This window comes from Sanguibacter sp. TS_SC_8, assembly GCF_055361235.1.
On record NZ_CM143955.1, the window covers coordinates 1,682,740 to 1,706,172 of the forward strand.

Genomic DNA, 23,433 nt, shown 5'->3' on the forward strand with positions numbered 1-23,433 from the left:
CGTTTACCATCGGGGGACGCACCACGGGAAGCATCGCTGAGGGGGTCCGCGTGAGCAGTGCCAATCGGGATGATCCGGTCAGGATCCTCATCGTCGAGGACGACGACGGCGACGCGCTGCTGGTCGAGGCGCTGCTCGAGGACAGCGGGGCCCCGGTCGTGCTCAGTCGGGCGCGGTCGGTCGACGAGGCGTTGCGGATGCTCGATGTCGACTGCATCCTCCTCGACCTCGGTCTTCCCGACTCGACGGGGATCTCGGGCGTGCACCGCATCCAGGCCTCGCTCGTCCCGCCCGCCCTCATCGTCTTCACCGGGATGACCGGATCAGACCTGGGGATCGAGGCCGTGGCCGCCGGGGCGCAGGACTATCTCATCAAGCACGAGGTGGGCCCTGACCTGCTCATCCGGGCGGTCCGCTACGCCGTCCAGCGTCGTCTCTCCGACGACCAGGAACGGATGATCTTCCGCAACGGCGTCCGGGAGCGGGAGATGGCGCGCCTGGAGCGCGCGCTCCTGCCGACCCCCGCCCTCGTCGACCCTCACCTCGCGGTCCTCGTCGGGTACCTGCCCGGTGGGGACGGGCTGCTCGGAGGCGACTTCTACGACGTCGTGGAGCGCCCGGACGGCACCGTGGCGGCCATCATCGGCGACGTGGCCGGTCACGGCCCGTGCGAGGCTGCGCTCGGGACGACGCTGCGCACCGCGTGGCGCACCCTCGTCCTCGCCGGGACGAGCGACGACCAGATCCTCCCGCTGGTCGAGCGCGTCATGGTCAACGAGCGGACCCGACCGGAGACCTTCACCACGCTGTGCCAGGTGGTCATCTCCGCAGACCGGCGGACGGCGGACCTCTACCTCGCCGGGCACCACGCCCCGATCCTGGTCGGGGTGGCGTCGACGGTGATCGCTCCGACGTCGCGGGGGCGTGCGCTGGGGATACCCGTCGAGTCGGCGTGGGGGGCCCAGCGCCTGGAGTTCGAGGACACGTGGTGGCTCATGCTCTACACCGACGGCCTGCTCGAGGCGACCGTCCTGGACCCGGCGTCGGTCACCGCGGGCCGCACGGCGTCCGGGGCACCCGTCCCACGGACGAGGATCGGCATCGCGGGACTGCTCGCGGCGGTCAGCTCGGAGTTCCTGGACGGCACCGAGGGGCTCGTGGAGCGGATCCTGCGCCGGGTCCGGGAGCTGCACGGAGGTCGGCTGGTCGACGACGCCGCGGTGCTCATCCTGGGCTGGCCCGGCCACGGGGACGCCGGAGTCGGCCAGCGGTCGGCGATCCTGGCCGACGCCGAGGAGTGGCGTTGACTGCAGCCTCGCCCCCGGAGACGTCTCCGGGGGAGCCGGACTCGCACGAGCCGGTCTCGACGCTGCGCCAGCAGCTGGGGGTCACGCTCGTGGCGGCCGGCGCGGTCCTCCTGCTCATCGTCTCGGGGGCGGTCGTCTCCCTGGTCCAGGTGATGACGCTGCAGACCCGGGTGACGCACACCTACGTCGAGGCGATCGCGTACAGCGAGAGCCTGCGCACGTGGCTGCGCGACGGCGGGCCCGCTGTCGACACGTACCTGGCCACCGGGTACGGCCCGGCGCTCATGTCCTTCGACACTGCACCCGACCGGTCCGCGGCCGACGTGCACGCCGCCCTCGTGGACCATCTCGGCGCGGACGCCCCGCTCGCGGTCTCGTTCGGGGCCCTCACCGATCGGGTGGTGGAGTGGCGCACGACCTTCGCCGAACCGGCGATCGCCGCCGTCGCCGGCTCCGGGGCCGGCGCCGCGCCGCCCGAACTCGTCGAGGTCGGGGAGGTGCTCTTCGCCCAGACCCAGCAGCAGGCGGACCAGATGGCCGCCGAGCTTGGGCAGGCGCGAGAGGACGCGGCCGAGCAGCTCACCCGCTGGACCCGCAACCTCTTCATGACGGTCGTCCTGCTCACCGTCGCCGCGCTCGCGGTGGGCCTGGGCGTGTGGTCCACCCTGCGTCGTCGGATCCTGGAACCCCTGGCCGACCTCGCCGCCAAGGCCGAGGCGGTGAGCGAGGGTGCGCTCACCCAGGAGGTGCGCACCCGCGCTCCGGGCGAGATCGCCTCTCTCGCCCATGCGGTGGACTCCATGCGGGTCGAGCTCGTGGACCGGATGGCCGCCGCGAAGGAGTCCGAGCAGGAGATCGCCGAGGCCCACCGCCACCTCACCGAGCAGGCCGAGGAGCTGCGCCGCTCCAACCGCGACCTCGAGCAGTTCGCCTACGTCGCCTCGCACGACCTGCAGGAGCCGTTGCGCAAGGTGGCCAGCTTCACCCAGCTGCTGCAGAAGCGGTACAGCGGTGAGCTCGACGAGCGGGCCGACCAGTACATCGACTTCGCCGTCGACGGCGCCAAGCGCATGCAGAGCCTCATCCAGGACCTGCTGGGCTTCTCCCGGGTCGGGCGCTCCCTGGACGCGCCACGACCGGTGGACCTCGTCGAGGTGGCCCGCACCGCCGTCGCGACCTTCGACGCGACGATCACCGCGGAGGGTGCGGTGGTGGAGGTGGGAGAGCTGCCCACCGTCGTCGGGCAGCCGACCCTGCTCGTCCAGCTCTTCCAGAACCTCGTGGGCAACGCGCTGAAGTTCCGCGACCCCGGGCGCGACCCGCGGATCAGCATCGGTGCCCGGCCTGCCGCCACGGGATGGGAGCTGTGGTGCACCGACAACGGCATCGGCATCGACGCCCAGTACGTCGACCGGGTGTTCGTGATCTTCCAGCGGCTGCACGCCCGGGACGTCTACGACGGCACCGGGATCGGGTTGGCGCTGTGCAAGAAGATCGTCGAGCATCACGGCGGTGAGATCTGGGTCGACGCCCCCGTGTCCGTCGCCGGCGCCGCCGAGGCTGGAGCGGTTCCCGTCCGCGGCACGAGCGTGAGATGGACCATTCCGGACTCCGCTCGCGTACCGTAGCCTCACGCCTGTCATCCCGGCACTCGACCACAGCTCCCGGCCGTCCCTGGTCGCGGCGCGCGAGGAGGATCCATGCCCGACGCGACGACCGTGGTCGAGGTCCTGCTGGTCGAGGACGATCCCGGGGACGTGCTCATGACCCGTGAGGCGTTCGAGCACACCACGCTCGTCAACCGGATCACGGTGGTCGGCGACGGCGTCAGCGCGATGGACTTCCTCCGCAAACGAGGGGAATTCGCCGGAGCGCTCACCCCGGACCTCATCCTGCTCGACCTCAACCTGCCCCGGATGGACGGCCGCGAGGTGCTCGCCGAGGTCAAGGCCGACCCGGAGCTGCGCATGATCCCGGTCGTGGTGCTGACCACCTCCGAGGCCGAGGAGGACGTGGTCGCCAGCTACGCGCTGCACGCCAACGCCTTCGTCACCAAGCCCGTCGACTTCGACCGCTTCGTCGAGGTGGTCCGTCAGATCGACGATTTCTTCGTCAGGGTCGTCCGCCTGCCCGCCCGCCCAGGCCCGCACACCACGAGGCCCGCTCACTGAGGCAACCTCACTGAGACAACCTCGCTCAGGCCCACCCGCCCGCCCGACGCAGCGGCCCGTCCGGGAAGAAAACGGGTCCCGACGACGTTCTTGTCAACGACTGACCGACTGTGGACTGGAGGTGGATCGTGCTCGACCCCCGTGGGCTCTATGAGATCGACAGCGAGGCAGAGGCCTCGTTGGGTGTGCGTCCCTCGGCCACGCCGGCCGAGACCGCGGCGACCGGGCCGGTGCTGATCAACGCGCTGCGCGGATTCGTCGACGCCGGGAGCGTCTCGGCGATCGCCGTCGACCACCTCCTGGAGCTGGGCAAGACGACCCGGCTGGTGACCTTCGACGTCGACCAGCTCATCGACTACCGCTCCAAGCGGCCGACGATGATCTTCGACACGAACTCCTGGGCGGGATACGACGCCCCGAGCCTGGCGATCGACGTGGCCCACGACACCGAGGGGGCCCCGTTCCTCGTCCTGCACGGCAACGAGCCCGACCTGCAGTGGGAGCGCTTCGTCGCCGCGGTGCTCGAGATCGTCGACCGGCTCGACGTCTCGATGACCATCGGCATGTACGGCATCCCCATGGGCATCCCGCACACCCGGGCCCTGTCCGTCACCCCGCACGCGTCGCGAGACGGCCTCATCGCCAACGCGAGCTCGTGGTTCGGCCGGGTGACCGTCCCGGCGACGGTCGCCAACCTCATCGAGTACCGTCTCGGCGAGCACGGGCACGACTCCCTCGGGTACGCGGTCCACGTGCCGCACTACCTCGCCCAGTCCTCCTACCCGCCGGCCGCGATCGTCGCGCTGACCAAGGTGGAGGGCGTCACCGGGCTCGACCTGCGGGTCACCGGTCTTGACGAGGCCGCGCAGGAGGCCCGCGAAGAGGTCGTGCGCCAGGTGGAGCAGTCACCCGAGATCGCCCAGGTGGTGCAAGGGCTGGAGGAGCAGTACGACGCCTACACCCGGTCGGCCGAGCGCCAGAACCTGCTCGCCGACTCCGCCCCGCTCCCGACGGCCGACGAGCTGGGCGCCGAGTTCGAGCGTTTCCTCGCCCAGCAGGGCCCGGAGGGATCGAGCGCCTGAACGGTGGTCGGTCGGCGTCGGTGACCTGTCGGTGTCCGTGCCGCGCGGTCACCGCCGCGCGGTCACTGCTGCACGACGTCGCGCAGCACCCGCGCCTGACCGGCGAACTTCGTCGTCTCCGGGCCGGTGTGCAGGAGCTGGGCCGGGACGGCCAGGGTGCGCAGCGCGCGCCCGAGCGCTGCCGTGCCGAGCGTGCCGTCGCCCAGGTCGGTGCCTGCCCTGGTGCCAGGTTCGGTGCCCGGTCCCGGGTGCGAGGGTGCGACGAGCACGAGCACGAGGTTGCCGTAGCGGCGGGACTTGAGCAGCGCCGGCTCGGAGATGATGCCGATCTCACCCCCGCGGGCCTCGGGCTGCCCCGGTCCGCCCACCATGTCCGACGCCGCCTCCAGGGCCGCGCGCAGCGTCGCGACCTCCGACCTCGCACCGTCGAGCGGGGGCCGGTCGGCGCAGTTGATGAGGTACATGCCTCCCGGGCGCAGCACCCGGAGCACGTCGACCACGAACTCGACCGTCAGCAGGTGGCCGGGGGTGGTGTCGCCGGCGAAGACATCTCGGATGACGACGTCGGCGCTCGCGGGACCGAGTGTCGCGAGCTGGGCGCGCGCGTCCCCGGCGCGCAGCCGCAGCCGGGGCGAGCGTGGCAGGTCGAACCAGGTTCGGGCGAGCTCGAGGAGCCGGGCATCGATGTCGACGCCGATCTGACGCGAGCCCGGTCGCGTGGCGTCGATGGATCGGGCCATCGCGCACCCGGCTGCGCCGAGGTGGACGACGTCGAGGGGCCCGGTCCGGGTGTGGTCCAGGACCGCGCACATGATGTCCATGTACTCGAAGCCGACGTTGCGCGGGTCGTCGAGGTCGATGAACGAGCTGGGGACCCCGTTGATCATGACGGTCAGCGCGCGAGGGTCGTCGCGGTCGGGGACGAGCTCGACCGATCCGGAGTCCGTCTCGACCGGGCCGAGGGGGAGCGCGGGCTGTGCCGATCGCTTTGTCAGTGGTCCGGTGGAGGATGAGTTGCGAGAAGCACGGCGGGCCATGGGCCAAGGGTAGACGGAGCTCGAACCCTTGACAGGTATCGAACGGGTGTTCGATACTGGACGGAGGAGGTGCGGGAGATGGAACGTGCAGACGCAGTGACCGCGGCAGGTTCACCGAGCGGGGTGGGTGCGCACGTGACCGACCTCGTCTCGAGCACGGTCGCGGGCCACGTGCCGGTCGCCCGGGCCGCCGTCGAGCTCGTCGCGCGGTGCGACGCGGAGCTGCTCGCCGCCCAGCTCGCGACCGATCCGGCCGAGCGGTTCCTGCACGCCCACCTCGCCGCGCTCCGGCTCGCGGGTGCGCTGCTGGAGGCGGAGGGTGCACGCCCGCCGCGCGGTCGACCGCGCAGCGCCTGGGATCGGTTGACGGCTGCGGTGCCCGGCTGCGCCGCCTGGGCGGCATTCTTCACCACCGGCGCGCGGGTCCGCGCGGCGATCGACGCAGGCCGTCCCGACACGGTCGACGACACCTTCGCCAGCACCTGGGTCGCCGCCGCTGAGGACTTCCGGGACGTGGTCTGCGTGCGCCTCGGCATCGATCCCTTCGCCGACCTGCGGTCCACGACCGCGTGGGCGTCATGAGCCGCGGCCCGCGGGCTGAGGGCGCCTACCGGTCCTGGGGCACCCAGGACTCGGACTGCTCGATCCTCCACGTCGACATGGACGCCTTCTTCGCCTCGGTCGAGGTGGCCCGGCGCCCGCACCTGCGTGGGCTTCCTGTGATCGTGGCCGGATCGGAGCGGTCCGTGGTGCTGGCCGCCACCTACGAGGCCCGTGCCTTCGGCGTGCGATCGGCGATGCCGGTCACGGCGGCCCGGCGACTGTGCCCGCAGGCGGTCTACGTCCCGCCGGACCATGCCGCCTACCGGGCGGCCTCGGAGGCGCTCATGGAGATCCTGCGTGAGGTCACCACCCTCGTCGAGCCGATCAGCGTCGACGAGGCCTTCCTCGACGTCAGCGGCGCGCGGCGCCGGCTCGGGTCCTCGACCTCGATCGCCCGCCAGATCAGGGAGCGGGTCCAGGCCAGGCTCGGGATCACGTGCTCGGTCGGGGTGGCGTCCTCGAAGTTCGTGGCCAAGCTGGCCTCGACCCATGCCAAGCCCGACGGGATGATGCTCATCCCGAGGGAGGCGACGGTCCAGTTCCTGCGGACGCTCCCGGTCGGTGCCCTCTGGGGTGTCGGTGCCAAGACCGAGGAGAGCCTCGCGCGGTGGGGGATCTCGACGGTGGCCGAGCTCGCCGACACCGATCCGCTGGTGCTGCGCCAGATCCTGGGTGCGGCTGCCGGCGCCCACCTGTACGACCTGGCCTGGGGGAGGGATGCTCGTCCGGTCGAGCCGACCCGCACCGAGCAGAGCGTCGGCGCCGAGACGACCTTCGCCGCAGACGTCTACGACATGTCGGTCGTGGAGTCGAAGCTCCTCGACCTGGCTGACCGCTGCGCCCACCGGCTCCGGGCGCAGGAGGTCCTGGCACGGACGGTCAGTGTCAAGGTGCGCACGAGCGACTTCCGGACGTTGACCCGCTCGCGGTCCCTCGTGTCCCCGTCGGACAGCGGCCACGAGATCTATCTCGTGGCACGCGAGCTCGTGTCGTCTGTCGATCTCCGAGGCCTGCCGGTCCGTCTGGTCGGGGTGCGCGGGGAAGGGCTGGAGCGCAGGTCCACCGCGGTGCTGCAGCTCACGCTCGAGGACGCCGTCGGAGGCAAGACCGAGCAGCAGCGCCTCGCTGATGCGGCGATCGACCAGGTGCGGATGCGATTCGGACGATCTGCGATCCGTCCGGCGGCCTCAGGGGAGAGCCCGACTACCGTCTTGCGTCATGTAGAACTATCCTGATGTTGACAAGGTCTCACCCAACAAGAGTGCGGGGGTAGCGATGCCTCTGTCCGAATACGAGCAGCGTGTTCTGGAACAGATGGAGCGAGAGCTCACGTCTGACGACCCACGGCTCGCAACAACATTGACCTCGACGACATCGCGGTCCGGTGTGCGATATGTCGTTGCGGGGATCGGCCTCGTGGTCGGTCTGCTGGCCCTCGTCCTGGGTGCGGCGCAGTCCGTCCCCTGGGTCGGGGTCATCGGATTCGTCATCATGTTCGCGGCCGTCACCTACGCGCTCACTCCGCCGAAGAAACGCACGGTGGGTCCGCTGGGCACGGTGACGGCGTCCGGGACGGTCAAGCCGTCGAAGGCGGGCTCGTCCAACGGATCGGCCGGCTCGACGTCAGGTCCCGCACCACAGCGGCCGAAGAGCCGTGGTTCCTTCATGCGTCGGCTCGAAGAGCGATGGGACCGCCGCCGCGGTGAATGACCGCCTCGGGCGACCTGGTGGCCACGGGGCCACGGCATGGACCAGCACGACCTGACCAGCATGACCTGACCTGACCCACCTGACGACAGAGGGAGCTGGCTGCCACGCAGCCGGCTCCCTCTGTCGTAGGCCCGTGGTCTCTCGCGTGCCTGTGGTCTCGCGTGCCCGTGGTCCCACGTCTGCCCACGTCTGGCACCCACTCCCAGCACCCGCATTCTGGACCCACGTCCAGCACCCACGTCCCTCCGCCCCACTTCCCTCCACCCCGTCGTGGTGGGTGCTCGGGAGTCCGCTCCACAATGCCGCGATTCCGGCTTTCGGCGCGCCCTTCAGGGCTGGACCGCCCTCCCGTGAGCCCTGAACGCGCCTGCGCGACACTCCGCACGCTCGAAGCCCTCCACCTTCCTCCACCGCTTTGACCTGCGGATTTATTGGTCACCGGGTGAAGTTTTTGTGTTCGCCCGAGAGGAGTGGAGGGAAGTGGAGTACGGTGGAGCCACTTGGAGCAGAAGGGGAGGCCCGTGAGCGAACTGTTCGGTGGCTCACCCAGCCTGCTCCTAGGGACGTACACCCCTCGTCTTGACGAGAAGGGTCGGCTGATCCTCCCCGCGAAGTTCCGGGCCCAGCTAGCGCCGGGCCTGGTCATGACGCGGGGACAGGAACACTGCCTCTTCTTGTTGCCGATGGACGAGTTTCGTCGCATGTACGAGCAGATCCGGCAGGCCCCCGTGACGAGCAAGCAGGCGCGCGACTACCTGCGTGTCTTCCTCTCGGGAGCCAGCGACGAGATGCCCGACAAGCAGGGACGGATCTCCATCCCGGCCAATCTCCGTGAGTATGCGGGGCTCGGCAGAGATGTTGCAGTGATCGGGGCGGGCACCCGCGTCGAGATCTGGGACGCGTCGTCGTGGGACGCATACCTGGCAGAGCAAGAGGCCGGGTACGCCGACACCGCCGAAGAAGTCCTTCCGAGCCTGCGGTTCTAGCAGGTATGCAGCACGCACGATGAGGCCTCCTCCCGCTCGGTCTGACGCACTTCCCCGGTGTCAGACAGCGGCGGAGGGAGACCTGATCGGGCGTGCGTGAGCGGTCAGCAGGCAGTCCCCGACGACACAACCATCGGCAGAAGAGGAGGACGACGCATGACGCCAGCACACCAGGACGGTTCACAGCCGTCTGGCGACGCCGCAGACCGTCATGTTCCTGTCCTCCTCGAACGCTGCGTGGACCTGCTGGCTCCCGCGCTCGAGGCTCCCGGAGCCGTGTTCGTCGACTGCACCCTCGGGATGGGTGGTCACACCGAAGAGGTCCTGCGACGGTTCCCCGAGGTGCGCGCGATCGGCATCGACCGGGACCCCCAGGCGCTCGAGCTCGCAGGCGCCCGGCTGGCCCGCTTCGGCGACCGCTTCACCGGCGTCCACGCCGTCTACGACGAGATCGGTGAGGTCCTCGCGGAGCTCGCCATCCCGTCCGTGCAGGGCGTCCTGATGGACCTCGGCGTCTCATCCCTCCAGATCGACGAGTCTGAGCGCGGGTTCTCCTACGCCCAGGACGCACCCCTGGACATGCGGATGGACGCCACGGCCGAGCTCACTGCCGCGCAGGTCCTCAACACCTACGACGAACGCGACCTCGCACGGATCCTGCGCGAGTACGGCGAGGAGCGCTACGCCGCCAAGATCGCCCGGTCCATCGTGGCCCGGCGTCAGGACACGCCGTGGGAGCGGTCCGCCGCGCTCGTCGATCTCGTCCGAGCCTGCATCCCGGCTGCCACCCGCAAGGGTCAGGGTAACCCGGCCAAACGCACCTTCCAGGCCCTGCGCATCGAGGTCAACGGCGAGCTGGAGGTCCTGGCGCGTGCCCTCCCGGCAGCCGTCGAGGCGCTGGCGGTGGGTGGCCGGATCGTCGTGGAGTCCTATCACTCGCTCGAAGACCGGCTCACCAAGCGTGAGCTGGCCCGCGGTGCGACCTCGAGCGCACCGCCCGACCTCCCGGTCGAGCCCGAGACCCACAAGCCCTACCTCGCGCTGCTCACCCGCGGAGCCGAGGAAGCCGATGCGGTCGAGCTGGAACGCAATCCGCGGTCAGCCTCGGTCCGTCTCCGAGCTGCACAGCGACTTCGCCCCACGCCCGCCCACATGTTGAGTCGATCGGAGCGCTGACCATGAGTTCTGCACAGACCAGTGCTGCACGGGTCATTCCTGCCCGCGAGAGCTCCGTCCCGGCGAGCCGCCCGAGCGAGGCCGTTCCCCGGCTGCGGCTGGTCCAGGCGCCCGTCCACGCACGCAGCCGCGTCCCCTTCGTGCTCACCTGCATCGCGATCCTCGGAGCCGCGCTGCTAGGCACCCTCGTCCTCAACACCGCCATGGCCGACGGTTCCTACGAGGCGCAGCGGATCAAGCGTGAGCTTGCCGTCCAGGCGCAGCTCACCGACCGCTACCGGGCCGACCTCGACGCTCTGACCTCACCCCAGGCCCTCGCCGCACAGGCGACCGCCCTGGGCATGGTCCAGGTGGCGAACCCGGGGATCCTCAGGCTCTCCGACCAGTCGATCTTCGGTGGTGCTGCCGCTCCGGAGGCTGCGCAGTGACCTCGTCCCGCGCCGGGGGCACCCGGGACGATTCCGCACGCACGCCGGCCTCGACCAGGAAGGGGCGTGGCGCGACGCCGCGACCCGCGTCCCCGCGCAAGCCCGCGGGCGCGGAGTCCTCCGGCCGGCCCGTCGCCGCCTCCGGCGCCGACAAGCCGGCCACCACGAACGCAGCGAAGGCTTCCGCCGGGTCGAGCCGCACCGTCTCGGCGCGTTCCTCCACCCCGCGAGCCGCTTCGCCTAGGACTGCCTCCTCACGCACCTCAACCCCGCGTGCGCAGGCCCCGCGCACGTCGACACCACGTACCCCAGCGCCGCGCACCTCGACCCCGCGCAAGCCGGCTCCGCGCACTCCCGCCGCGCGGACCCCTTCGCCCCAGGCGCGCTCGGGGACCCCGGCTCCCCGGAAGGGGCGCACCGCGACGCCGGTCGTGCTGCGCAGCCTCAGCGGCCGCGGCACGGTCACGTCGAGGCGCCCGACCAGACCGCCTCGACCGCCCAGAGGTCCCAAGCCGGTCCGTACGGGTGACCCGGTCGGGCGCATCCGGGTGCTGAGCGTCGCGGCGATGGTCATCCTCGTGCTCTTCACCGGACGCCTGATCTACGTCCAGGCGTACCTGGGCCCGGCCTTGGCCGCGGACGCCCAGAACCTGCGCACCCGCACGATCGTCATCCCGGCGGTCCGCGGTCAGATCACCGACCTGGACGGGAACATCCTGGCCACCTCGGTCGACCGCTACAACATCTTCGCCGATCTCCCGCTCATCGCGGACTGGGAGCACTCGGTGGACGGCGTGCGCACCGGCGGACCGACCGAGGCTGCGCGCCTGCTCGCCCCGATCCTCCAGCTCTCGGCCCCTGAGCTGGCTGCCCAGCTCAACGGGGAGAAGAACCAGCACAAGACCATCAAGATGGACGTCTCCCAGGAGACGTGGGACGCCATCCGCGCGCTGAAGATCTCGGGCATCTTCGCCGAGTCCCAGCCGGAGCGCTCCTACCCGGCCGGGACCACCGGTGGAAACATCATCGGCTTCACCGGCCAGGACGGCAACGGCCAGTCCGGCCTCGAGTACTCCCTCAACGACATCCTGTCCGGGACCGCGGGCAGCACCACCTACGAGGGCGGCCGCTCCGGGCACGTGATCCCGACCGGCCAGCAGTCCAGCACCCAGGCTGTGCCGGGGGACGACGTGTCGCTGACGATGATCCGCGACCTGCAGTGGATGGCGATGGCCGCTCTGGAGGAGCAGATCGCCGCGATGGGTGGGACCGGGGGATACCTCGTCGTCACCGACGTCAAGACCGGCGCGATCTACGCTCTCGCCGACGCGGGCTCGATCGACCCGAACAACCCGACCGGCTTCGGCGGCAGCAAGGCGATCTCGACGATCTTCGATCCCGGGTCGACGGCGAAGATCGTGACGATGGCTGCGCTCATCGAGACCGGCCTCGCCACACCGACCGACCAGTTCCTCGTCCCGGACCGATACACGACAGCGAACAACCAGACCTTCAAGGACTCCCACGACCACCCCGAGACGCAGTGGACGCTCAACGGGATCCTCGCTGAGTCCTCCAACACCGGCACCGTGATGGTCGGGCAGAAGCTGCCCGAGCAGGTCCGCCACGACTACCTGACGAAGTTCGGCTTCGGTTCCAAGACCGGCGTCGAGCTCGCCGGGGAGGAGAACGGGCTGCTCGCCGACGCCGACGACTGGGACGGCAGCACGAAGTACGCGGTCCTCTTCGGCCAGGGGTTCTCGGTCACCGCGCTCCAGGCGACGAGCGTCTTCGCGACGATCGCCAACAACGGTGTCCGGATGGCCCCGCACCTGGTTGCCGGCACGACCGACGCCGCCGGGACCTTCACCCCCAAGGCTCAGCCCGCAGGGGTGCAGGTGGTCTCCGAGAGCACTGCCGACCAGGTGCTGAAGATGACCGAGTCCGCCGTCCTGGAAGGGACCGGGGCGGGGGCGGAGATCGCCGGCTATCGGGTCGCCGGCAAGACCGGTACCGCTCAGATCCCCGGGCCCACCGGGCCGCTGGACGGCATCCTCTCGTCCTTCATCGGGGTCGCCCCCGCGGACGACCCGCGGATCGCGGTGGGGGTGTTCATCGAGAACCCCACCGTGTCCATCTATGGTGGCGTGGTCGCCGCCCCCGTCTTCTCCGAGGTCACCGCGTTCGCTCTGCAGAAGCTGGGCGTGGTGCCGAGCGGCACGACCCCAGAGCTCTTCCCCACGACCTGGTGACCTCCCGGCCCGTGCAGTCGCCCGGTCGGCGACAGCGCGCCTGGGGACCGGTCTCACCCGCGATAGATTGGCACCCATGACTTCCGTGCAGGCCCCCATGCGCCCGAGTGCGCCACGAGCCCGTTCCCTGGGGGACCTCGCACACACCCTGGGCCTGGGGACCGACCCGGCCGGTGCCGCGATCGCCCTCACCGGGGTGGCCGCGAGCAGCGCCGACGTCGTCCCCGGTGACCTCTTCGTCGCGCTGCGAGGCACCGCCGCGCACGGCGCCCGCTTCACCGGTCAGGCGGTCCGCGCCGGCGCCGTCGCCGTGCTCACCGACCGCGACGGCCAGGGCGTCGTCGGTGCCGCGATCGCCGCCGGGACCTGCCCCCCGGTCCCCGTCCTGACCATGCCCGACGACGCCGACCCCCGCTCGACCCTCGGCGCGGTCGCGACCTGGTTCTACGACCACCCGAGCGACACCCTCGCCACCTTCGGGGTGACCGGGACGAACGGCAAGACCACCACGACCTACCTCATCGACCACGTCCTGTCCGGGCTGGGCCGCACGGTCGGGCTGATCGGCACGGTCGAGACCCGGTCCGGGGCCCGGGTCCTGCCCAGCCGGCTGACCACCCCGGACGCCGCCGCTCTGCAAGGGGTGCTCGCGGTGATGCGTGAGGACCGGGTCGACGCCCTTGCGATGGAGGTCTCCTCGCACGCCCTCGTCCAGCACCGCGTCGACGGGATCGTCTTCGACGTGGTCGGCTTCACCAACCTCAGCCAGGACCACCTCGACTTCCACGGGGACCTCGAGGAGTACTTCCTGGCCAAGGCCGAGCTCTTCACCCCGGCCCACGCCCGCCGCGCCGTCGTGATCGTCGACGAGACCTGGGGTCAGCGCCTCGCCGACACCACGACGGTGCCGGTGGCGACGCTGCGCACCGCAGGCCCAGGCGACACCGACCCGGGCGACTCCGACTGGAGGGTGGTCGACGTCACGGCCGGTCCTGTCGGCTCGGCCTTCACCCTCGTCCACCGGGACGGCCGAACCCTGTCCACCTCGACCTCCCTGCCCGGCGCCTTCAACGTCGCCAACGCCGCCCTCGCGCTCGTCATGGTCCTCGAGAGCGGCGTCGACGTGGCGGTCCTCACAGCGGCGCTCGACGCGATCGGGGGAGTGGCCGCGGCCGTTCCTGGCAGGATGGAGCCTGTCGCCAGCACACCCCGGGTGATCGTGGACTTCGCTCACAACCCCGATGCTCTTGGCCTGGCGATCGGTGCCCTTCGACCGACCACCGAGGGTCAGCTCATCGTCGTCTTCGGCGCCACCGGCGAGCGCGACACGGGGAAACGCCCCATCATGGGAGCCGTGGCCGTCGGGCTCGCGGATGTGGTTGTGGTGACCGACGACGATCCGCACGGGGAGGACGCCGCACAGATCCGGCGGCAGGTGCTTGCCGGAGCCCGGGCGGCGGCCGACTCACAAGGGTCGGAGAGCGCGGAAGGCACGGAGGCCACGGGTGGGTCAGCCGGCTCGCGGCAGGTGGAGGTCCTCGAGATCGCCCCGCGAGCACGCGCCATCGCCGAGGCGATCCACCGCGCACGCGACGAGGACACCGTCCTGGTCGCCGGGCGCGGGCACGAGGTGTGGCAGGAGATCAACGGGGTGGACCACCCACTCGACGACCGCGTCGAGGCGCGCGCCGCAGCTGCGGCGCGCCGGACAGACATGAAGGAGCTCAGCAAGTGATCGATCTGACCGCAGCGGAAGTTGCGCAGCTCACCGGTGGCGCCCTCGCGGGCGACCCCGGGACCCGGGTTGCCGGTCCAACGGTGATCGACTCACGCCAGGCCGGTGCGGGCAGCCTGTTCGTCGCACTCGTCGGGGAGACCTCCGACGGCCACGACCACGCCGCCGCGGCGATCGCCGCGGGCGCGACCCTGGTCCTGGCGAGCCGGCAGCTCGACGGTGTCCCCTCCGTCGTCGTCGATGACGTCCCCCGCGCCCTCGGGCTCCTCGCGGCCGAGCACCTGCGCCGTCTCCGGGCGGGCGGCGACCTGCGGGTGGTCGCGGTGACCGGATCCGTCGGCAAGACCACGACCAAGGACCTGCTGGGCCAGGTGCTGCGCCCCTCGGGCGAGACCGTCCTGCCCGAGGCGTCCTTCAACAACGAGATCGGCCTCCCGCTGACCGTGCTGCAGGCAGGACCGTCCACGACGTACCTCGTGCTCGAGATGGGTGCCTCCGCCGCCGGCGACCTCACCTATCTCACCGGCATCGCCCCTCCCGACGTCTCGATCGTCCTGGCCGTGGGCACCGCCCACCTCGGCGGCTTCGGCGAGATCGAGGACGTCGCCCGGGCCAAGTCCGAGATCGTCACCGGGCTGGCTCCCGGCGGCACGGCGGTCCTCAACGCCGACGACGCGCGAGTCGTGGCCATGCGAGAGATCGCCCCCGGCGCCGTCGTCACCTTCGGGACCGTGCGCGAGGCCACGTTGCGAGCCCGCGACATCTCCATCGACCGGGCCGGGCGGGTCTCCGCCGTCCTGCACCTGGGCGAGGAGACGCAGCCCGTCACCCTCAACCTCTTCGGGGAGCACCACCTGACCAACGCGCTGGCCGCGGTGGCGGCCGCGGTCGAGCTCGGCGTGCCGCTGGCCGACGCAGCCGCCCGGATCTGTGGTGCGCAGGCGCTCAGCCCGCACCGGATGGCCGTCACCGAGCGTGCTGACGGTGTGACGATCATCGACGACTCCTACAACGCCAACCCCGACTCGATGCGCGCCGCGCTCAAGTCTCTCGCCGTCATGGCCGGACGGGACCGCCGCTCGATCGCGGTCCTCGGGGACATGCTCGAGCTCGGACCCGGGTCACGGGCCGAGCACGAGGCGATCGGTCTGCTCGTCGTGCGGCTCAACATCAAGCTGCTCGTCGTCGTCGGCGACGGGTCCTCCGGTCTGGCCGACGGTGCCGTCCAGGAGGGATCCTGGGGCGAGGAGGTCCTCGAGCTCCCCGACGTCGAGGCGGCGGCCGCCTTCCTGGCCGGCGAGCTGCGCGAGGGTGACGTCGTCCTGGTGAAGTCCTCCAACGGCGCCGGGCTGTGGCGCCTGGGCGACGAGCTCGTGAGCGTGGTCGCCTCATGATCGCTGTCCTCATCTCTGCGGGCGTCTCGCTGCTCGTCGCGCTGCTGTGCACCCCGCTGTTCATCAAGTTCCTGGTCAAGCGCAACTACGGGCAGTTCATCCGGCAGGACGGACCCACCGCGCACTTCACCAAGCGCGGGACGCCGACCATGGGTGGCGTCGTCATCATCGGCGCGACGCTCATCGGGTGGGCCGCGTCCCTGGTGGCGAGCGGCCGGCTGCCGTCGGCCTCGTCGCTCCTGGTGGTCTTCCTCATGACCGGGCTCGGTCTGGTCGGGTTCCTCGACGACTACATCAAGATCTCCAAGCAGCGCAGCCTGGGCCTGTCGGCCCGGTGGAAGATCATCGGGCAGGGGATCGTCGGGATCGGCTTCGCGGTGCTCGCGCTGCAGTTCCCCAACGCCAACTTCCGCACGCCTGCCTCGACGAAGATCTCCTTCATCCGGGACACGAACATCGATCTGGCCTTCGCCGGTGTGACGATCGGGCTGATCCTCTTCGTGCTGTGGGCGAACCTCATCATCACCGCCTGGTCGAACGCGGTGAACCTCACCGACGGCCTCGACGGCCTGGCGACCGGGGTCTCCCTCATGGTCTTCGGCGGCTACGTCATCGTCTCGATCTGGCAGTTCAACCAGAACTGCCAGTGGGCCGTGGGTCCGCGGTGCTACGAGGTGCGTGACCCGCTCGACCTCGCGGTCGTGGCTGCCGCGCTCACCGGTGCGCTCTTCGGCTTCCTGTGGTGGAACGCCTCACCGGCGAAGATCTTCATGGGGGACACCGGCTCGCTCGCCCTCGGTGGCGCGCTGGCCGGCCTGTCGATCCTTACCCGGACCGAGCTCCTCGCGATCATCCTGGGCGGACTCTTCGTCCTCGTCGTGCTCTCTGACGTGATCCAGATCGGCTTCTTCAAGATGACCGGCAAGCGCGTGTTCAAGATGGCGCCCCTGCATCACCACTTCGAGCTCTCCGGGTGGGGCGAGGTCACGATCGTCATCCGGTTCTGGATCATCGCCGGGCTGTTCGTCGCCCTCGGGCTGGGCATCTTCTACGCGGAATGGGTCGTCGGCTAGTGGTCGACCTGGCACGGGCCACCGTCCTCGTGGCCGGTCTGGGGGTGACCGGACGCGCCGTCGCGCGGGTGCTCGCCACCCGGGCCGGCGCCGTCCGGACCCTCGACGCCGGCGCTCCCGACGCCGACCACCACGACGTCGACGACGTCGACCTGGCCACCGTCGACGTCGTCGTGGTGTCCCCGGGCTGGCGCCCGACCCACCCGGTGGTCGTCGCGGCCCAGGAGGCCGGGGTGGCGGTGTGGAGCGAGATCGAGCTCGCCTGGCACCTGCGTGTACCCACGACCACGACCGGCGCGCCCGCCCCGTGGCTCGCCCTCACCGGCACCAACGGCAAGACCACGACCGTGGAGATGCTGGCCTCGATCCTGGCCGCGGACGGTCGCGCGGCCGCCGCCGTGGGCAACGTGGGCCGCCCGGTCGTGGAGGCCGTCGTCGACCCCGACATCGAGGTCCTCGCGATCGAGCTGTCGAGCTTCCAGCTGCACTTCACCGAGTCGATGTCCGCGCAGGTGGCCGCGGTGCTCAACGTCGCGCCCGACCACCTCGACTGGCACGGCACCTTCGCCGAGTACGCCGCGGCCAAGGGCAAGGTCTACACCCGCGCCCAGGTCGCCTGCGTGTACAACGTCGAGGACCCGCTCACCGAGACCCTCGTCCGCGAGGCGGACGTGGTGGAGGGCGCGCGCGCGGTCGGGGTGACCCTCGGTGCGCCGGGCCGGTCCCAGCTGGGGGTCGTCGAGGGCATCCTCGTCGACCGCGCCTTCCACGCCGCCGCGGACGACCCCACGCGGCACACCGTCGCCGCCGAGCTCGCGTCCGTGGCCGACCTCGCCCACCTCGCCGGGCCCGACGGCGTCGTGCCCGCCCACGTGGTCGCCGACGCCCTCGCCGCGGCCGCCCTGGCCCGCGGCTACGGCGTCTCCGTCGCCGCCGTGCGGGACGGCCTGCGTGCCTTCACCCCCGGTGACCACCGGATCGCGACGGTCGCGCTGGCCCCCGCGCCGGTGTCCGCACAGAGTCCTGGGACCGCCGCGGCGGCGCTGCCGGTGGCCTTCGTCGACGACTCCAAGGCCACCAACGCCCACGCCGCCTCGGCGTCCCTGGCGTCCTTCGCCCCGGGATCGGTCGTCTGGATCGCGGGCGGGCTGACCAAGGGCGCCACCTTCGACGACCTCGTGGTCGCTCGGGCGGACCGGCTGCGCGCGGTCGTGCTCATCGGCGTCGACCACTACGAGCTGAGCGAGGCGTTGGCCCGACACGCGGGCGACATCCCCGTCGTCGAGGTCGATCCTGGTGACACTGGGACGGTGATGCAGCGCGCCGCCCGCCAGGCCCATGAGCTCGCCCAGCCGGGCGACACGGTGCTGCTCGCGCCCGCCTGCGCCTCCATGGACCAGTTCGCCTCCTACGCCGAGCGCGGGGAGTCCTTCACGCACGCGGCACGCGGGATCGCCGCGGCGGCCGGGTAGGTGGCCACCGTGACCCGGACACCTGCGAGCCGGGCCACCCCGGCCGGGACCGCCCGGTCTGCCCCCCAGACGCTGCGCGGAGCCTGGCTCGGGCAGTGGAACAGCGCGGTCACCAGCTACTACCTCATCCTCGGGGCGACGGTCCTGCTCCTCGTGCTCGGGCTGGTCATGGTCCTCTCCAGCTCCGCGATCGACTCCCTCGCCGAGGGGGAGTCCGCCTACTTCGTGTTCCTCAAGCAGGCCAAGTTCGCGCTCATGGGCCTGCCGTTCATGATCGTCGCCATGCACCTGCGCCCCTCGGTCTACAAGCGGATCGCCTGGCCTGCGCTGATCGGCTCGATCGGCCTGCAGACGCTCATCTTCACGCCGATGGCCCGCGGGGAGAACGGCAACATGGGCTGGGTCTATCTCGGCGGGGGTATCACGATCCAGCCCTCGGAGCTGGCCAAGGTCGCCCTCGCGCTGTGGCTGGGCGTCGTGCTCGGGCGCAAGTTCACCCTCCTGCACGACTGGAAGCACGCGCTGGTCCCGGCTGTCGTGCCCGGTGCGCTCATCGTCATCGCCCTCGTCCTCGTGGGCAAGGACCTCGGGACCGCGCTGATCATCATCCTGCTCGTGGCGGGGGCGCTGTTCGTCGCCGGGGTCCCGCTGCGCATCTTCGGGGTGCTCGCGGCCGGCGCGGTCGTCGTGGTCGGGCTGCTCATCCGGACCGACAACAGGATGGACCGCATCCTCGGTGTCGTCGCCGGCACCTCCGACCCGGCCGGGGTGGGCTACCAGGCCAAGCGTGGCCTGGAGGGGCTGGGCACGGGCGGGCTGACCGGGGTCGGTCTGGGCGCCGGCAGCGAGAAGTGGTCCTACCTGCCCGAGGCCCACAACGACTTCATCTTCTCGGTCATCGGGGAAGAGCTCGGGCTGCTCGGCACCCTCCTGGTGCTGGGGCTGTTCGCGCTCCTGGGTGTCGGCATGGTGCGGGTGATCCGGCGCCACCCCGACCCCGTGGTGAAGATCACCACGGCCGCGCTGGCCTGCTGGATCATCGGTCAGGCGCTCATCAACATCGGAGTGGTCATCGGGCTGGTGCCGGTCATCGGCGTCCCGCTGCCACTCATCTCCGCGGGCGGGTCGGCGCTCGTCGCCACGATGCTCGCGCTGGGGATCATCGTCTCCTTCGCTCGGGACGAGCCTGGGGCCAAGGAAGCCCTGGCCGCCCGACCGAGCGTGGTCCGCAAGTCGATCGCCGTGGTCGGCTCGGCCACCTGGCGTCGGCGCGCGCACGCGAACGGACCGACCGGCAACAACGAACATGGGTGATGGAACACGTGATTGAGTCAGTACTTCTTGCCGGAGGCGGCACCGCGGGGCACGTGAACCCGCTGCTCGCCGTCGCGGACCAGATCCGGGCCAGCTCCCCGGGGGCCACGGTCACCGTGCTGGGCACCGCCGAGGGCCTCGAGGCCGACCTGGTGCCCGCCCGCGGCTACCCGCTGGCGATCGTGCCCCGGGTCCCGATGCCGCGCCGACCCACCCTGGACTGGCTGCGCCTGCCCGGCCGCCTGCTGGCAGCGGTCCGTGCCGCGGGCGCCGCGATCGACGCGTGCGGCGCGCAGGTCGTGGTCGGCTTCGGCGGATACGTCTCGACCCCGGCGTACCTGGCCGCCCGACGCCGCGGTCTGCCCGTCGTCATCCACGAGCAGAACTCCCGGGCCGGGGTGGCCAACCGGCTCGGCGCACGCTGGGCGCGGTCGGTCGCGGTGACCTTCCCCGCGACCGAGCTGCGCGGCGCGCAGGTCACCGGGCTGCCGCTGCGGCGGGAGATCTCCGCCCTGGTGACCGAGCGGGCGAGCGACGTCGCGGGCTCGCGGGCCCGCGCCGCCCAGACCCTCGGGCTGGACCCCGACCGCCCGGTCGTGCTCGTGACCGGGGGGTCCCTGGGCGCCCAGCGCCTCAACGAGACCTTCGGTGCCCTCGCGCCCGAGCTCGTCGCCGCCGGTCTGCAGGTGCTCCACCTCACCGGTCGGGGCAAGGACGCGGCGGTGCGCGCCGCAGTCAGCGTGCTGCCCGCCGAGCGCCAGGTCGACTACCAGGTGCGGGAGTACCTGGCCGAGATGCACCTCGGCTACGCCGTCGCCGACCTCGTCGTGTGCCGCGCCGGAGCCGGCACGGTCTGCGAGCTGGCCGCCCTCGGGCTCCCGGCCGTCTACGTCCCGCTGCCGATCGGCAACGGTGAGCAGCGCCTCAACGCCGCCCCGGTCGTCGGTGCCGGGGGAGGCCTCCTGGTCTCCGACGCCGACTTCACCCCGGCCTGGGTGCGCACCACCGTGCTGCCGCTGGTCACCGACGCCGCCGCGCTCCTCGCGATGGGTTCCGCCGCGCGCGGAGCCGGTGTCACCGACGCCGCGGCGAAGGTCGTCGCGCTCATCGAGGCGGCGGCCGCGGCTGAGGGTGGCCGATGAGCACGCCGCACCCCGCCCCGCTGCCCCCCGCCCCGCTGACCCTCGCCGAGCTCGGGACCGTGCACCTCGTGGGGGTGGGCGGGGCCGGGATGTCCGTGGTCGCCCAGCTGCTCGCGGCCCGGGGGCTGGCGGTGCAGGGCTCGGACGCGCGACGCAGCCTGGTCACCGACGCCCTGGGCGCCGCGGGCATCCAGGTCTGGATCGGGCACGACGGCGCGCACGTCGCCGAGGCGGACACCCTGGTGCTCTCGAGCGCCGTGCGACCGGAGAACCCCGAGCTCGTGGCCGCCCAGGCCGCCGGGCTCCGGGTGCTCCACCGCTCCCAGGCGCTCGCGCTGCTCATGGCGGGCGCACGGTCGGTCGCGGTCGCCGGCGCGCACGGCAAGACCACGACGTCGGCGATGATCGCGGTGACGCTGCGTGCCTGCGGCGTGGATCCCTCCTTCGCCATCGGCGGGTCGGTGCTCACCGCCGACGGCGCGCTGCCGGGCGGGCACTCCGGTGCCGGGGACGTGCTCGTGGCCGAGGCCGACGAGTCCGACGGCTCCTTCCTCAACTACCGGCCGACCATCGCGGTGGTCACCAACGTCGAACCGGACCACCTCGACCACTACGGGTCCCGGGAGGCCTTCGAGCAGGCCTTCGCGACCTTCGCAGGCCAGATCGTCCCCGGCGGCTTCCTCGTGGCCTGCGCCGACGACGCCGGCTCGGCACAGCTCGCGCGCGCCCACGGCGCAGGTGGCGGAGCGGCGCTGACGTACGGGACGTCGTCCGGCGCTCCGGGCGGGCCGGCAACCTCCGCAGCGCCCTCCGCTGTGATCAGCGGCTACCGGACTGCCCCCGCGGGCTCCTCCGGGCACGTCGGGTGCTCCTTCACGCTCACTCTGGCCCCGGGCACGGTGGCCTCCCAGGACGGGGAGGTCCTCGAGGTCGACCTGGCCGTCACCGGCGAGCACAACGCCCTCAACGCGAGTGCTGCGGTGCTCACGGCGATCCTGCTGGGGCTCTCACCGGCTGCTGCCGCCCGCGCGGTGGGCGTCTTCCGGGGCACCGGTCGCCGGTTCGAGAGCCGCGGCGAGATCGGGGGGGTGCGGGTCGTCGACGACTACGCCCACCACCCGACCGAGGTCGCCGCCATGCTCCGCGCGGCCCGCGGGGTGGTCGGTGACGGCCGGATCCTCGTCGTCTTCCAGCCGCACCTGTACTCCCGGACGCGGATCTTCGCCCAGGAGTTCGCCGAGGCCTTCGAGCTGGCCGACCTCACCGTGGTGTGCGACGTCTATGCCGCGCGCGAAGACCACGATCCCACGGTCGGGCCGCACACCGTCGTCGACCTGATGACCGGGACCGGACGCGGCGAGGTCGTCGCGGACAAGGTCGAGGCGGCACGGAGCCTGGCTCGGCGCGCCCGGCCCGGTGATCTCCTCATCACGGTGGGCGCCGGGGACGTCACCGAGCTCGGAGCGGTCATCCTCGCGGAGCTGGGCGCCCGGGTGAGGGCAGGGGACCTCCCGACCGAGGGGGAGACCCCGCCGCCCGCGAGAGGGGCGGGCGCGTGAAGCCGCCTGCCGCGCCGCGCCCGCGCGCCCCTCGCCCGGAGCCGGACGCCCCCGCGCCCCCGCGCACGGGTGGGACGCCGCGCACGGGCGGGACGCCGCGCACCGGTGGGACCCCGCGCACGGGTGGGACACGCACCGGAGAGGGACGCGGTCAGGTCGTCGTCGGACGGCCGACGACCTCGACGTCGGCGATCGCGCGCACGACCCCGCCCAAGGTTGCCGTGCTCTCGACCGGCATGTCCGAACGGCACGCCGAGCAGAAGGCGATGCGCCGGCACCGGATCACCCGCCTGGTCGTCGCCTGGGGGGCCGCCGCGGTCGTCGTCGCTGCGGTGATCTGGGCGTTGTTCGCCTCTGACCTGCTGTCCTTCGACGCCGACCACCTCGTCGTCAAGGGGACGGGCACGACCGTCGACATGGCCGCGGTGGTCGCGGTCGTCGCCGAGCAGGAGGGCACCTCGCTCGCCCTGGTGAACATCTCCGCGCTCCGGGAGGAGATCCTCCAGGTGCCCAACATCCGCGACGTCTCGATCCAGCGGCAGTGGCCCTCGGGCCTCGCGGTCGACATCGTGGCCAGGGAACCCGTCGCCGCCATCCCGGTCGAGGGCGGCATGGCCCTGATGGACGAGGACGCGGTCGTGGTCTCGACCGTCGCCGAGCCCCTCACCGATCTTCCGGTCATCAACATCCCGTTGACCGGCGACGACGAGCGCACCCTCGACGCGGCACTGGCGGTCCTCAAGTCCCTCCCGGACCCCTTGCGGGCGGAGGTCGGATCGATCGCCGCGGCCTCCCAGGATGCGGTCACCCTGACGCTGCGCACCGGCGTCGTCGTCGAGTGGGGGAGCGCGCACGACTCGGCGCTCAAGGCGCAGGTGCTGGCGACCCTGCGGTCGGCCGAGGTGAGCAAGGGGGCTGCGGTGTTCGACGTGTCCGCGCCGACGTTCCCGATCACGCGATGAGCGGACCGCGGGTCGTTCCGGGTGCATGCT

Annotated in this window: 20 protein-coding genes; 19 read left to right on the top strand and 1 reads right to left on the bottom strand. The window is 71.7% G+C overall.

The genetic code is table 11. The features are described 5' to 3' along the window. Positions 1–50 precede the first annotated feature (50 nt). The 4 genes from ACWA15_RS07610 to ACWA15_RS07625 all read left to right on the top strand — a co-directional run bounded on the left by ACWA15_RS07610 (position 51) and on the right by ACWA15_RS07625 (position 4,560). Entirely contained in the window at positions 51–1,307 is a 1,257-nt protein-coding gene (locus tag ACWA15_RS07610) for a PP2C family protein-serine/threonine phosphatase (RefSeq protein WP_464058956.1), read from the top strand. After that, complete coding sequence (locus ACWA15_RS07615) at positions 1,304–2,935, top strand: sensor histidine kinase (protein ID WP_464058957.1); 1,632 nt, start codon at positions 1,304–1,306, stop codon at positions 2,933–2,935. The genes ACWA15_RS07610 and ACWA15_RS07615 overlap by 4 nt, the downstream gene beginning before the upstream one ends. A gap of 72 nt (positions 2,936–3,007) precedes the next feature. Beyond that, positions 3,008–3,478, top strand: a complete 471-nt coding sequence (locus ACWA15_RS07620; protein ID WP_464058958.1) for a response regulator — start codon at positions 3,008–3,010, stop codon at positions 3,476–3,478. A gap of 128 nt (positions 3,479–3,606) precedes the next feature. Continuing rightward, the gene (locus ACWA15_RS07625; RefSeq protein ID WP_464058959.1) at positions 3,607–4,560 is read left to right on the top strand and encodes a PAC2 family protein; all 954 of its coding nucleotides are present in this window, start codon (positions 3,607–3,609) and stop codon (positions 4,558–4,560) included. A 62-nt stretch (positions 4,561–4,622) separates the two neighbouring features. Here the strand turns inward: ACWA15_RS07625 and ACWA15_RS07630 are convergent, their stop codons facing one another. Beyond that, positions 4,623–5,597, bottom strand: a complete 975-nt coding sequence (locus ACWA15_RS07630; protein WP_464058961.1) for a spermidine synthase — start codon at positions 5,595–5,597, stop codon at positions 4,623–4,625. A 78-nt stretch (positions 5,598–5,675) separates the two neighbouring features. On the opposite strand from ACWA15_RS07630, the gene ACWA15_RS07635 reads away from it, so the two are divergent. The 15 genes from ACWA15_RS07635 (at position 5,676) to ACWA15_RS07705 (ending at position 23,403) form a co-directional block, all read left to right on the top strand. Beyond that, complete coding sequence (locus ACWA15_RS07635; RefSeq protein ID WP_464058963.1) at positions 5,676–6,179, top strand: SAV_6107 family HEPN domain-containing protein; 504 nt, start codon at positions 5,676–5,678, stop codon at positions 6,177–6,179. Further along, entirely contained in the window at positions 6,176–7,435 is a 1,260-nt protein-coding gene (gene dinB / locus ACWA15_RS07640) for a DNA polymerase IV (protein WP_464058964.1), read from the top strand. The genes ACWA15_RS07635 and dinB overlap by 4 nt, the downstream gene beginning before the upstream one ends. Positions 7,436–7,514: 79 nt before the next feature. Beyond that, positions 7,515–7,910, top strand: a complete 396-nt coding sequence (locus ACWA15_RS07645) for a DUF3040 domain-containing protein (protein ID WP_464059444.1) — start codon at positions 7,515–7,517, stop codon at positions 7,908–7,910. A 551-nt stretch (positions 7,911–8,461) separates the two neighbouring features. Next, on the top strand, positions 8,462–8,896 hold the full coding sequence (gene mraZ / locus ACWA15_RS07650) for a division/cell wall cluster transcriptional repressor MraZ (RefSeq protein ID WP_464059445.1): 435 nt from the start codon (positions 8,462–8,464) through the stop codon (positions 8,894–8,896). A gap of 156 nt (positions 8,897–9,052) precedes the next feature. Further along, entirely contained in the window at positions 9,053–10,072 is a 1,020-nt protein-coding gene (gene rsmH / locus ACWA15_RS07655) for a 16S rRNA (cytosine(1402)-N(4))-methyltransferase RsmH (protein ID WP_464058965.1), read from the top strand. Positions 10,073–10,074: 2 nt separating this feature from the next. Next, the gene (ftsL, locus tag ACWA15_RS07660) at positions 10,075–10,500 is read left to right on the top strand and encodes a cell division protein FtsL (protein WP_464058966.1); all 426 of its coding nucleotides are present in this window, start codon (positions 10,075–10,077) and stop codon (positions 10,498–10,500) included. Positions 10,501–11,048: 548 nt separating this feature from the next. Further along, positions 11,049–12,752 (top strand): peptidoglycan D,D-transpeptidase FtsI family protein, encoded by a 1,704-nt coding sequence (locus tag ACWA15_RS07665; RefSeq protein WP_464058967.1) that lies wholly within the window; start codon positions 11,049–11,051, stop codon positions 12,750–12,752. A 76-nt stretch (positions 12,753–12,828) separates the two neighbouring features. Further along, positions 12,829–14,487, top strand: coding sequence for a UDP-N-acetylmuramoyl-L-alanyl-D-glutamate--2,6-diaminopimelate ligase (locus tag ACWA15_RS07670; protein WP_464058968.1), 1,659 nt, complete (start codon positions 12,829–12,831; stop codon positions 14,485–14,487). After that, entirely contained in the window at positions 14,484–15,881 is a 1,398-nt protein-coding gene (locus ACWA15_RS07675) for a UDP-N-acetylmuramoyl-tripeptide--D-alanyl-D-alanine ligase (RefSeq protein ID WP_464058970.1), read from the top strand. Before ACWA15_RS07670 ends, ACWA15_RS07675 begins: the two co-directional genes overlap by 4 nt. Next, positions 15,878–16,954: a phospho-N-acetylmuramoyl-pentapeptide-transferase gene (gene mraY, locus ACWA15_RS07680; RefSeq protein ID WP_464058972.1), complete on the top strand. Its 1,077-nt coding sequence runs from the start codon at positions 15,878–15,880 to the stop codon at positions 16,952–16,954. Before ACWA15_RS07675 ends, mraY begins: the two co-directional genes overlap by 4 nt. Continuing rightward, complete coding sequence (murD, locus tag ACWA15_RS07685) at positions 16,939–18,426, top strand: UDP-N-acetylmuramoyl-L-alanine--D-glutamate ligase (RefSeq protein WP_464058974.1); 1,488 nt, start codon at positions 16,939–16,941, stop codon at positions 18,424–18,426. Before mraY ends, murD begins: the two co-directional genes overlap by 16 nt. Before the next feature lie 9 nt (positions 18,427–18,435). Further along, positions 18,436–19,740 (top strand): FtsW/RodA/SpoVE family cell cycle protein, encoded by a 1,305-nt coding sequence (locus ACWA15_RS07690; RefSeq protein WP_464058976.1) that lies wholly within the window; start codon positions 18,436–18,438, stop codon positions 19,738–19,740. Continuing rightward, positions 19,740–20,882: an undecaprenyldiphospho-muramoylpentapeptide beta-N-acetylglucosaminyltransferase gene (murG, locus tag ACWA15_RS07695; protein WP_464058977.1), complete on the top strand. Its 1,143-nt coding sequence runs from the start codon at positions 19,740–19,742 to the stop codon at positions 20,880–20,882. The genes ACWA15_RS07690 and murG overlap by 1 nt, the downstream gene beginning before the upstream one ends. Further along, positions 20,879–22,441, top strand: coding sequence for a UDP-N-acetylmuramate--L-alanine ligase (gene murC / locus ACWA15_RS07700; protein WP_464058978.1), 1,563 nt, complete (start codon positions 20,879–20,881; stop codon positions 22,439–22,441). The genes murG and murC overlap by 4 nt, the downstream gene beginning before the upstream one ends. Further along, complete coding sequence (locus ACWA15_RS07705) at positions 22,438–23,403, top strand: cell division protein FtsQ/DivIB (protein WP_464058980.1); 966 nt, start codon at positions 22,438–22,440, stop codon at positions 23,401–23,403. Before murC ends, ACWA15_RS07705 begins: the two co-directional genes overlap by 4 nt. Positions 23,404–23,433: the final 30 nt, after the last annotated feature.